Consider the following 12,497-nt stretch of genomic DNA (forward strand, 5'->3'; position numbering starts at 1 on the left):
GCTTAACAGATTCACTTTTTTACATCATACCTATAAATATAATTATCGGCTTATCCACAATTATATTTAGTCTTTCCACAAAATTTATTAGAATAATAAACATTATTGTTAATAAATCAAAAAGGAGCCTTGTTAGACTCCTATTCTTCACACTTTTTAAAATTTGTTATTCTTATTGATATTTTATCTTCTATCTTTATACTTTCACCAGTAGCAACACATTTATCATTAACATAAATATCTAAATCTTCATCTATAGTCTTATCTAGGCAAATAACATCTCCTTCTTTTATTTCTAATATATCTTTAATGCTCTTCTTACATTTACCTAATGTAACACTTACATCTACTTTAGCGCCTAATATAGAATTATTATTTTCAAAACTTTCTACTTCTTTTCTATTTAAATCATCAAATTCTACTTCATATAGATTTTCTTTAAGCATTGTATTCATTTTATACACTTCCTTTTACGACTTTTAAGGTTAATTTCTTATATCTATTTATAAATATCTATTAGTAATCCTTGTATAGTATCAATTGTTGATGATATATCCAAGTTTTCTTTTTCTTCACTTAATAACTCATTAGTTAAGCTTTCTAATTGCTCATTAATAGTTTCTACTGTAGAGTAATATTGATTTTCCCAAAAACCTATATTCTTATTTAAAATATAAGTATAATCTACTACTGCCTTTAAATAATTTTTAATAATTGACTTATAATTTTTAACATCAATATAACTTTTACTTAATATTAATTTATTGCCTTTTTTCTTTATGTCTTTTATATAACTTTCTAGTTCCTCTTTAGTAGCAGACTTATATGATTTCATAAAACTCTCTGAAAAATCACTTCTTGCAGAAACAGTCTTATCTTTAACTTCAATATTTCTACTTGGTTGTATACTTCTAATTTCCATTTGTAAAACCTCTATAATAACTCATTACCTTTGGAACGTAATTTTGGGTTTCTTTTGGCATTTTATAAATATCATCTATTGATGTAACACCTCTGTTCATCATCCTAGTAGGTCCACCATTATATGCCATTAGTGCCATTTCAATATCTCCATCATATCTATCTATGTATTCTTTTATATGTTTTACTCCACCTTCAATATTTTGTTCTATATTAACTGGGTCTTCTACACCTAATGCCTTACAATTTTCTGGCATAAGTTGCATAAGTCCTTTTGCTCCTGCTGAAGATACAACATTAGGATCAAAATTTGATTCTACTTTTATTATTGCTTTTACTAAATTTGAATCTACTCCATGTTGATTTGAATATAACTCTACTGCATTTTCTATTCTTTCATCTACAGTTAAATTTGACACATCAGCAGTAATGTAATTATTTATACTAGTGCTTCCACTACTTAATACCGAACTATTATATGTACTTAGAATCCCCTCTAATGAAACTTTTTCAGCCTCAGTTTTTGCATACTTGTTTTTTTCACTTATAGCACTAAGTAAGCTAGTAAGCATTATGTTAAATGCACTTGAACTAGAGCTTGAATTAGAGCTTGTACCTAAAACTGATCCTAAGCTTGAAAGACTGCTTAAATCATTTAGTGATGATTTACTTGTTGAATTAGTTAAACTACTTAAACTAGTTGAACTTAATGAGTTTGTACTACTAGAACTATTTATACCATAAAGTTGTAAAATACTATATATATCACTTAAACCCTGTATATTATTTGACATTTAATCACCCCGAAACGTTATTATATTAATTATACGGATAGTAATTATATAAATTAATAGTATTACATAAAAAATTTCGCCTTTAGAATCAATTCAAAATTTGAATTAATTCCAAAGGCGATTATATTATTTTAATTTTAGTATATCTTTGCTTCTTCTTCTCCATCAAGCACTCTAATAGCACCTTGAGCTAATGCTAATAATTCATCTTCTCCTGGATAAACAGTTATATCACTGATCCATTCAACTCTTTTCTTAATTTCATTAACTACTACAGGTGAATACGCTATTCCACCAGTTAAAATGATTTGATCTACTCTTCCATTAAGAACAGTAGCCATTTCCCCTATAGCTTTGCTAACTTGATAAATAAATGCATCAAATATTAATGAAGCATATTCATCTCCTTCTTCTCTAGCTTTTAATACATCTCTAGCATCATTAGTATTAAGATATGCAACATAGCCACCCTTACCAACTATCTTGTTATATACTTCTGCTTGAGTATACTTTCCACTAAAGCATAACTTAATTAAATCCCCAACTGGAACTGATCCTGCCCTTTCTGGTGAAAATGGCCCGTCTCCATCTAAAGTATTATTTACATCAATAACTAACCCATCCTTATGAGCAGCAACAGATACTCCGCCTCCCATATGAACTATAACAAGATTTAAATCATCATATCCTTTTCCATTTTCCCTTGCATATCTTTTAGCAACTGCTTTTTGATTTAATGCATGAAAAATACTTCTTCTTGGTAATTCAGGAACACCTGAAATTCTAGCTATATCTTGTAATTCATCTACAACAACAGGATCAACTATAAATGACCTTATTCCAACTTCTTTTGCAATCTCATTTGCTAATATTCCACCTAAATTAGACGCGTGTTGTCCTGATACTCCAACCTTTAAATCTTCTAATAAATTATCAGTAACTTCATAAGTACCTCCTGGAATTGGCCTAAGCATTCCACCTCTTCCTACTATTGCATCTAATGAATTTACATCAATATTATTTTCTTTTAAAACATTCATTATAACTTCTTTTCTAAATCCTTTTTGATCAAAAATAGTATCATATTTAGCTATTTCATCTGATGAATGTCTTAATGTTTCAACTAAAACTTCCTTTTCACCTGAATAAACTCCTATTTTAGTTGATGTTGAACCCGGATTAATTATTAATAATTTATATGCCATAATTCTCAATACCCCCTAAGTATATTACTTTCTACCCTCTGATACTAATGCAGCTAATGCAATAGAATTTACCTTTGTTTCAAAGCTATCTGCTCTTGAAGTTAAAATAACTGGAGCTGATGTTCCTACTAATATACCACCATTTTTAGTTTGCGCTGTATAAGTTAAAGACTTATACATAACATTTGCAACATCTATATTAGGAAGTACTAATATATCTGCCTTTCCCGCTACTGGTCCTGTTACCCCTTTATGATGTGCTGCTTCTTCAGATAAAGCATTATCTAAAGCTAAAGGTCCATCAACTATACACCCTTTAATTTGTCCTCTATCACTCATCTTAGATAATAATGCTGCATCTATAGTTGCTGGCATATCTGGATTTACAACTTCTACTGCGCAAACTGGAGCAACCTTTGGATTTTCTATTCCACAAGCTTTTGCTACCATTACTGAATTATTTATAATTTGAACCTTTTGCTTTAAATCTGGATAAGTATTAAATGCAGCATCTGTTAATAAAATTAATCTATCAATTCCTTCAACTTCAAATACAGATACATGTGACATTAACTTTCCTGTTCTAAGTCCAACTTCTTTATTTAATACACTTCTTAAAAAAGTAGCTGTATCAACTAGTCCCTTCATAACCATATCCGCTGTACCACTTGATACTAATTCAATTGCTTTTAATGTAGCTTTTTTTACATCAGCTTCATGAACTATTTCAAAAGCAGTTAAATCCATATCAATTTTTGCAGCAACTTCTTCAATCTTATCTTTATCCCCTACTAAAATTGCTTCTGCAATTCCTCTATCTTTTGCAGCTTTAACAGCTTCTAAAACAGGCTCATCTTGTGCCACTGCTACTGATAATTTCTTTGTTTTTGCAACCTTTAACTTAGTTAATAAATCATCAAAACTTTTACTCATGTTACACCTCTCCTATATTTTCATTTCCCAATAACCCTATTTAGTAAGTTTTTGTATTTTTTTAAATTAAATGAAATATTTACCTTATATTCTATTTTATCAAACTTTTTCATAAAAACCTAAATTTTCAGAAAATTTCATGTTAAATTTTTAACCATGGGAGTGCGAAAAAAAGCAGATGTATTTTTTCAGGAATTAGTATAATTTCGTTAAGAATTTATATCCTTATTGGAGTAAATTCTAAAACTCAATTATAATATTCCTTCCAATCACACATCTACTTTTTTTCTTTTTTCCTATCTTAATGTAAATACTCCAATTTGTTTTTAGAGACAGTATTCATTTAATATCGCTTAATAAAATCTACTTACATCTAAAATCATACTATTTCCATTTGAAGCACAAACATTAACTTTTAAAATATCTTGCTTTTAATACTACTGTATTGCACTATATTTTTCTATAATTCTCTCTGCAACTTTGATTCCATCTACTGCTGCAGATACGATTCCTCCGGCGAAGCCTGCGCCTTCTCCACATGGGTATAAGCCGCTTAGAGAAATACTTTCTAATCTTTCATTTCTAGTTATTTTAACTGGAGCTGAAGTTCTTGTTTCAATACCAGTTAAGACAGCATCTTCTCTACCATATCCCTTAATTTTTCTATCAAAATTATTTACACCTTCTTTAATTCCATCAACAACATAAGAAGGTAAACACTCTCTCATATCTGCAAATTCAAAACCTGGTTCATAACTTGGAATAACTGCTCCTAATTTAGTTGATTTTCTATCATTAACAAAATCACCTAATAATTGAACTGGAGCTTTGTATCCACCTCCACCAACTTTATAAGCTAATGATTCATAATGTCTTTGGAATTCCATTCCTCTTAACACTGAAGTTCCTTCAAAATCTTCTGGTCCAACAGTTACAACTAATGCAGAATTTGAATTAGCCTTATCTCTTGCATGATAACTCATACCATTTGAAACTAATCTATTCTCTTCTGAAGCAGCCGCTACTACTACTCCACCTGGACACATACAGAATGAATATACTCCTCTTCCTAAATCTTTGCTTTGATAAGTTAAGTTATAACTTGCTGCATGTAATCTTGGATGACTTGCCATCTTACCATATTGACCAACATTAATCATTTCTTGTGGGTGCTCAATTCTAACACCAATTGCAAATGCCTTTGGTTCCATAAATATCCCTATTTTATGTAACATTTCATATGTATCTCTTGAACTATGACCTAATGCTAAAACAAGTGCATCACATGGTATTTCATCACCATTTACAATTATACTTTTTATTTTTCCGTTATTGCTTTTTATATATTCAAGCTTAGAAGAAAATCTAACTTCTCCACCTAAAGCAATTATTTGTTTTCTTATATTTTTTACTACATCTTTTAATATATCTGTTCCAACGTGTGGTTTTGCTTCATATTTTATTTCTGCTGGAGCCCCTGCTTTAACAAGCTCTGCTAAAACATAGTCACATTTTTTATCCTTAATTCTAGTAGTAAGCTTCCCATCTGAAAATGAACCTGCTCCCCCTTCACCAAATTGAACATTTGATTCTAAATTAAGTTCGCCAGTTTTCCAAAACTTATCCACAGTCTCTGTTCTTTTATCAACATCTTCTCCACGTTCTATCACCAATGGTTTATAACCTTTTTGAGCTAACATTAATGCTGAAAATAATCCTGCTGGTCCAAGTCCAACTACTACTGGTCTATTATTAAGCTTTTCACTTCCTGGTTCAACATCTGGCTCATACTTAGATACATCAACCCTAACATCATTATCATGAAGTCTATTAACTAATTTTTCTTCATCCTTATGATTAATTTCAACTGCATATGTAAGTTTAATATTATCTTTTTTTCTAGCATCAATACTTTCTCTTACTATTCTTAAATCTTCAATTTCTTTTTCTGAAATTCTTAATTTTTTACTTACTTTTTTCTTTAATAAACTTATGTCATCATCTAAACTAAGGCTTAGATTATTTATTCTTATTGTCATATATTCACCTCATATTGGTCATTAAGGTCAATCCAAATATTTAGATTGACCTTAATGATAAATTATTGATTTAATTCTTCTGTATTTCCTGTACTGGTATTAGGATCATTAGTACTAGTCTGCGAATCTTTAGATATAGTTAATTTCACTTCACTTACGCTATCTATATTAACATTATCTACACCAACTAAATTTACAGTAGGTACTTTAGTGTATTCTCCAGCTTCAGTATATTCTGAAACATCTAATTCTGCAGCAAAGTTTGCCTCTGTTAGACTATTTAATACATCAGCATAACCCGAAACTGTTATTGTAACCTTATCTGAATCTGGTATAATAGTCAACCCCTCTGCTGTTGTTCCTACAATTGAGTATGAAATTGTAAACTCCTTGGTTTGGGCCTTGTCTATTGATATATTAACTTTTATAGAGCTTTCGCCATTATGGATTGATATCCCATCTGGTATTCCTAATGCAACCTCTACAGTAGTTGAATCCTTTATTCCAGATAAATCAATTACCTCTGTTCCAATTTCACTTACATTATTTAAAATCTCTTCTGGTCCTGTTATTCCAATTTCAGTTGTATCAGATGATATTGATTTTAGTCTTAAGCCATTAGGTAATGTTCCTGTTGTATTTATCTTTATAGGAACTGTTTTTCCTTCATTAATTTCAATAGTTGCTTCAACCCATTTTTGTGATAATTGAACCCCTGTAACCTCATTACCATTGTCATCTACCGCTGATATAATGTAGTCTTTCACAATTGTCTTTACTGCATTACTTTCTTCACCTTCAGCAATTACTTTAGTAACTTTATTAACTAAAGATTCTGGTCCTGATACTACTACAGTTTCTGGACTAAATACTGGAGTTGCAACATAATAACTAGATTTTGATATAACGTTAATCTCTGATTTTACAGGTACTTCTTTTGTAGAATACTCCTCAGTATTAACTGTAATTGTTAGCCCACTACTATTTTTAATCTTTACTGTACTTGGAGCTTCTTTAATATTTACAGCAATCTTATTTTCACCTTTTTTAAGTACAAATTCACTTAAGTCCACTGTTATCTTAAAATCACTTTTATCAATACTAAATAAATCCTGAGTGTTACCTTCAACTTTTAACTTCACATAAAAATTTTGATTTGGAGCTAACGCTAATCCTGTATCTTTTAAACTATCTGAATTTAATATTTCTACTGGCACATTATTTAATTCATAAGACTTTATTGGATTTTCAATGTTAGTTACGTAAATCCATAAGCCTAAAGATAGCAAAATACATACTAATTGAACTATTACTTTCTGTTTATTATTCCAGTTATCCATGTTTTCACCTTCTTGCCAGCAGTTTTAACATTTTTCTCTTCTCTATGATCCATTATCTTTAGTAAGATACTTCTCAATCTATCTTTATCATAATTTCTTGTTAAACGTCCATTTATAGCTAAAGAAATAGTTCCTGTTTCCTCTGATACTATAATAACTAAAGCATCAGATATTTCTGAAAGTCCTATTCCTGCCCTATGTCTGGTTCCTAATTTTTTATTTATCTCTTGATTATTAGTCAACGGTAAAACACATCCAGAAGCTACTATTCTATCTTTACCTATTATTGTAGCTCCATCATGAAGTGGAGTATTGACTACAAATATATTTTCTAATAAATTTGCAGTAATTTTTGCATCAATAATGGTTCCTGAAGAAATAATCTCTCCTAACCCTGTTCCTTGTTCAATTGCTATTAATGCTCCTGTTTTTGTCTCTGCTAAATTAGATACAGCATTAACAATTTCATTTACATATATATTTCTCTGTTCTTTATCAACAAGTCCATGCTTATCTTCAAAAGCACTTCTACCTAAATGCTCTAAAGCTCTTCTAATTTCAGGTTGAAATATTATTACAACAGATATTATTCCAATTGTTAAAGTTTTGCTTAGTATAAAATATAGCATGCTCAAATTTAAAATAGAACTAATTGGTATCAATATAATAATAAATGCTATTCCCTTCAATAGCTGCTCAGCTCTTGTTTCTTTAATTAACATATATCCTTTATAAAATATAAATGCTACTACTAAAATATCAATAACAGCAGTAACTGACATACTCTTTAGTGAATTCATTACGATTGTAATAAAGTTTTGCATCTAATCCACCACCATAAATTTACTAATTAAATTATACACTATAATAATAATTGTTAAAATATTATTATTTTATTTTTAATATTTCATTTAAGTATAATTTCTTTTTTTCTTAATATAAATTATATAAAATGACTTCTTCATAATATTTAAATTGTAATTATACTTAAAGGATGTGAATTTTTTTTGGAAAATATAAAAAAAACATTATCTGATAATAAAATATTCTTAATTACTTTAAGCATAGGTGTAATTGTAACATCTACTATGATGATATTATTATATAAAAATAATAATGCTATTCAAACCTTAAGTAATAATGGATTAATTATTACAGACACTTCATCAAAAGAATTTGAACCTTATGTTACTGAACTTTCTTCCATTAACTCTACTTTAAAAGACTGTATTAGTGGAGTAACAGTAAATACTAAATCAGCTTCAAGCATATTGAGTGATGATTTAAGTAAATTAAGTGCATTAAAAGAAAAGGTCGCTTCAACAGTTGTAGCTAATAATGAAACTCCTGAAATAATTCCAAAGCTTACATCCTGTATAGAAAATACAGAGAATCTTTATAAATACTGTCTTGAAGTTTTATCATATACAAGTAATTTAACAGCTCCTGAAACTACTTCACAAATTTTAGTATTAAAAGAAGCTTGTAATAGTAGCTATGCTGAATTATCTCCTTATGGATTTTCTTTAGAGTTACCAGAAGATAGTGAAACTTTTTTTGATAACTTAATTGGTTATTTAAATACAATTGATAAATTGAATAAACAAGACTCTATAAAAACTAATCAATATAATGCCTATATTGAAAAACTTACTAAATGTACTAATAGTTTTTCTGATTTATTAGAAGACTTAGAACCTGCAATAAAATTAATAAGAAAAGATAATCGCTCATTAGATGTAATACTTGATGATATAAAGAAAAAGGAAGATACTTTAACCGTAATAAAAAATGATTTTAATTATTCTTCTATACCAGAAGGTTGTATTTCTTATTACAACTCTGTAAATAATACATTTTCATTATATTCTACTTATTTAAATGCCCTTAAAGTTGCAGTTATTTATGAAAAATCATCTTCATCATATGAAGATAATAAAAAAAATATAGATAAATATTATGAAAATGCATTTTCTAAATATGAAGATGTAAAAACTTCCTTTGAATCATTATTAAACTCTTTTTGATAATGTTTTGTATTATTTAAAATTTTTTGGGTAAAATAAATCTCGATTGGGTTATTCCAAAAGGAGGTTTATTATGAAATTTGGAAAATTCTTATTTTGTATTATACTAACACTATCCCTTTCAGCACTTGACTTAAGCTTATATAATTCATATGTTGAAGTAAGCGCAAGTACAATATTAGAGAACAATTTAGCAAATTTAGAAAGTAACACAAATAACTATATAAATTTATCTGATGAAGATTACGTAGAAGTTTTTAAAGAAAATAATCAAATGCTTTATTTAACACAATCAGATATTTATTTAATGTCTCAAGTAGTATATGCTGAAAGTAAAGGTGAGCCCTATGAGGGTAAAGTTGCTGTTGCATCAGTAATATTAAACAGAGCTCTTAACAGTGGATTTCCTAACACAATTGAAGGTGTTATATATCAACCTAGAGCTTTTTCTTGCATTGTTGATGGTCAAATTAACGTTGAACCAACTCAAGAATGTTTTGATGCTGTTTATGATGCATTAAGTGGAAATGATCCTACAGGAGATGCTGTATTTTTCTATAATCCTGATATAGCTACTTGTTCCTGGATGCAAAGTGTAGAAAAACATAATGTAATTAGTATAGGACAACACTTATTTTTCACTTTGTAACATAAAAAAAGGGTTACCATCATGGTGACCCTTAAATTTTATTCAAAAGTTGGCTTTATTATTGATTCTCCTTTACTTACTAATACTTTTCCTTTTGCAATTACAGTATCAATATCCAATGTTTCTTTATCAACCATTACTAAATCTGCATCTCTGCCTGATTCAATTCTTCCTTTATTATCTAACTTTAAAACTTCTGCCACGTTTGATGTAATTACTTGTATAGCCTTTTCTATAGGTACATTATATTCATTTATACTATCTTTAACTTCTCTATAAAGAGTTTGAACTGAGCATATTCCTAACCCAACTAACTTACCTGAATCATCAAATATAGGCATACTTCCATTTCCATCAGAAGAAAATGTTATATGCTTTATATCTACTCCATTCTTTAATAAAAGAGCTAATCCCTCTCCAGCTCTTAATTCGCCTGGTTCTAAATATCTTGGATCTGAGCTTGTTGTCAAATCAATAAATCCACCTTTTTTAGCATATTCAATTCCAACTTCAAATAACTTATCACTTCTATTAATATGTGTTGGTAAAAGCTGAGTTGGTGGAATTTCTGTTTCTTCTATTACTTTAAATAAATAATCTAACCTTCTTGCACCATCTCCCAAATGAACATTAACAATACCTGCTTTTCCTGATAATATTCCTCCTACTCTAGCTTGAGCAACAGCATTTACAAAATCTTGATATGTTGCCTGAGAACTTCTATGATCTGATAATGCAACTTCTCCAACGCCAATAATTTTATCAACCATCATAAAGTCGCCTTTAATACTTTCAGTTATAGTTTTTACCGGTATTTCATAAGAGCCTGTATAACAATATGTTGTTATTCCTTCTTCTTCTAATCCCTTAGCTTTTGCAATTAAGGCTCTCATATTTCTACATACTCCATCGGTTCCTATACAACCAACTACCGTAGTTATTCCTGATTCAACTAATGAAATTACTGATATTTCTGGAGTTCTTGTCTTAAATCCACCTTCTCCACCGCCACCAATAATATGAACATGCGAATCTAAAAAACCTGGAAATAATATCTTTCCTTTTCCATCTATTATACTTATATTTACAAAATCATTTGGAACATTCACATTATCATATATTCCCTCAATTTTATCACTTACTATGACAATATCTTTTATACCTAGCTTTTCAGGGGCATATACATTTACATTTTTAATAACTGTAATCAAATTAAAATCCTCCTTAAGTATAACTATAAATAAAAAATTAATCCTAAAACTGCAGCTATAACTATTACTAATATGGGATGAACCTTTTTAGATAATAATATAACTCCTATTATCAAAGTTATTATTATACTTTTTAAATCTATATATACTTCTTTTGCCAAATCTATAAATGCATATATTATCAGTGCAATTAGTACAGGCCTCATACCTAGTAAAGCCCCTTTAATTACCTCTGACTCTTTAAACTTATTTAATATTTTACTTATAATTGTTACTAATATGAAAGATGTTGTGACTACACCTAAAGTTGCAAATATACTTCCTAATACTCCATCTATCTTATATCCAACGAAAGTTGCCGAATTAATAGCCACCGGGCCAGGTGTCATTTGTGATATTCCAATTATATCGGTAAACTCAGACATTGATATCCATCCATTACTTTCTACTACTTCCTTTTGGATGAATGGTAGCATTGCATACCCACCACCAAAACTAAATGTTCCTATTTTTAAAAATGCCCAAAATAATTTAATTAATATTTCCATTAGTTCACCTTTTTCCTTAAGAATATAGCACCATATACTCCAGATATTATTATTACTATTACTGGATGAATATCAAAAAACATTAAAACCACTAAAGATATAATTATTGTTATTACAGTTCTACTATTCTTTTCTAATCCCTTTGCTAGACTAACCGCCCCTATTAACACTAATATGGGAACTGCTGCTGTTATTCCTTTAAAAGCTGCATTAACATAATAATTGCTTCTAAACTGCATAAAAAACATAGCTATCAACAATATAATAAAAAATGATGGTAACACTACTGCTAATAATGCAGTAATTGCTCCAAATATTCCACTTATTTTATATCCTAAAAATACAGACGTATTTACAGCTAATGCGCCTGGTAAACTCTGTGCAACAACTAATATATCAACAAACTCTTCCTTACTTAACCATCCCTTATTTTTAACTACTTCCTCTTCTATTAATGGAATCATTGCATATCCACCACCAAAAGTGAATGCACCAATCTTAAATATAGATATAAATAATTCTATTAGCTTTTTCACCCTTCCTTTCAACTCCTTCGCTTATATTTTATTACTGTATTTAAGTTATGTATTATTTAAATTCAACAATTCGAATCATTATTTATTAATAAATTATATAATTTTTGGTAATTATCTTTCAATATATATCACTCTATTACTATTAAATTTAACAAAACTTAGCACAATATAAATATTAATAAAGCTCTAAAAAATAAGTTTTCAAATATTATTTATAATGCTTAAAATTAAATTCATGAAAGCAATTGTAAAACTCATATACAACATAAATAAAAAAATAGAACCGCCAATGCG

The 12,497-nt window shown here is 28.9% G+C and carries 13 protein-coding genes; 2 read left to right on the top strand and 11 right to left on the bottom strand.

The genetic code is table 11. The features are described from left to right. Positions 1–140: 140 nt before the first annotated feature. From TY07_RS15980 to cdaA, 8 genes are all read right to left on the bottom strand, one after another. Complete coding sequence (locus tag TY07_RS15980; RefSeq protein ID WP_042402492.1) at positions 141–455, bottom strand: FliM/FliN family flagellar motor switch protein; 315 nt, start codon at positions 453–455, stop codon at positions 141–143. A 44-nt stretch (positions 456–499) separates the two neighbouring features. Then, entirely contained in the window at positions 500–922 is a 423-nt protein-coding gene (locus tag TY07_RS15985) for a YaaR family protein (protein ID WP_042402495.1), read from the bottom strand. After that, entirely contained in the window at positions 912–1,715 is an 804-nt protein-coding gene (locus tag TY07_RS15990) for a lytic transglycosylase domain-containing protein (protein ID WP_078061405.1), read from the bottom strand. Before TY07_RS15990 ends, TY07_RS15985 begins: the two co-directional genes overlap by 11 nt. Before the next feature lie 137 nt (positions 1,716–1,852). Then, a complete protein-coding gene (gene buk / locus TY07_RS15995; RefSeq protein ID WP_042402497.1) occupies positions 1,853–2,920 on the bottom strand; it encodes a butyrate kinase in 1,068 nt (355 codons plus the stop codon). 24 nt (positions 2,921–2,944) lie between these two features. Next, the gene (gene ptb, locus TY07_RS16000) at positions 2,945–3,853 is read right to left on the bottom strand and encodes a phosphate butyryltransferase (protein WP_042402499.1); all 909 of its coding nucleotides are present in this window, start codon (positions 3,851–3,853) and stop codon (positions 2,945–2,947) included. 437 nt (positions 3,854–4,290) lie between these two features. Further along, positions 4,291–5,892 carry an NAD(P)/FAD-dependent oxidoreductase gene (locus TY07_RS16005; RefSeq protein ID WP_042402500.1) on the bottom strand — a complete coding sequence of 534 codons (1,602 nt, stop codon included), beginning with the start codon at positions 5,890–5,892 and terminating at the stop codon, positions 4,291–4,293. A 62-nt stretch (positions 5,893–5,954) separates the two neighbouring features. Further along, complete coding sequence (locus tag TY07_RS16010; protein WP_042402502.1) at positions 5,955–7,232, bottom strand: CdaR family protein; 1,278 nt, start codon at positions 7,230–7,232, stop codon at positions 5,955–5,957. Then, complete coding sequence (cdaA, locus tag TY07_RS16015; RefSeq protein ID WP_042402506.1) at positions 7,202–8,056, bottom strand: diadenylate cyclase CdaA; 855 nt, start codon at positions 8,054–8,056, stop codon at positions 7,202–7,204. The genes TY07_RS16010 and cdaA overlap by 31 nt, the downstream gene beginning before the upstream one ends. 183 nt (positions 8,057–8,239) lie before the next feature. Between cdaA and TY07_RS16020 the strand changes: the two genes are divergently transcribed. Together TY07_RS16020 and TY07_RS16025 are read left to right on the top strand one after the other, a co-directional pair. Next, positions 8,240–9,259: a hypothetical protein gene (locus TY07_RS16020; RefSeq protein WP_042402511.1), complete on the top strand. Its 1,020-nt coding sequence runs from the start codon at positions 8,240–8,242 to the stop codon at positions 9,257–9,259. Positions 9,260–9,332: 73 nt separating this feature from the next. Further along, positions 9,333–9,908 (top strand): cell wall hydrolase, encoded by a 576-nt coding sequence (locus TY07_RS16025; protein WP_042402515.1) that lies wholly within the window; start codon positions 9,333–9,335, stop codon positions 9,906–9,908. Between the two features lie 38 nt (positions 9,909–9,946). On the opposite strand, the gene iadA is transcribed toward TY07_RS16025, so the two are convergent. From iadA to TY07_RS16040, 3 genes are read right to left on the bottom strand one after another with little or no spacing between them, the layout of a single operon-like run. Continuing rightward, positions 9,947–11,119 (bottom strand): beta-aspartyl-peptidase, encoded by a 1,173-nt coding sequence (gene iadA / locus TY07_RS16030; RefSeq protein WP_042402519.1) that lies wholly within the window; start codon positions 11,117–11,119, stop codon positions 9,947–9,949. Positions 11,120–11,142: 23 nt separating this feature from the next. Next, on the bottom strand, positions 11,143–11,667 hold the full coding sequence (locus TY07_RS16035; RefSeq protein WP_042402522.1) for a chromate transporter: 525 nt from the start codon (positions 11,665–11,667) through the stop codon (positions 11,143–11,145). Next, entirely contained in the window at positions 11,667–12,203 is a 537-nt protein-coding gene (locus TY07_RS16040) for a chromate transporter (protein ID WP_042402526.1), read from the bottom strand. Before TY07_RS16040 ends, TY07_RS16035 begins: the two co-directional genes overlap by 1 nt. Positions 12,204–12,497 lie beyond the last annotated feature (294 nt).

This window comes from Clostridium saudiense, assembly GCF_000577815.1.
GTDB classification, from domain to species: domain Bacteria; phylum Bacillota; class Clostridia; order Clostridiales; family Clostridiaceae; genus Clostridium; species Clostridium saudiense.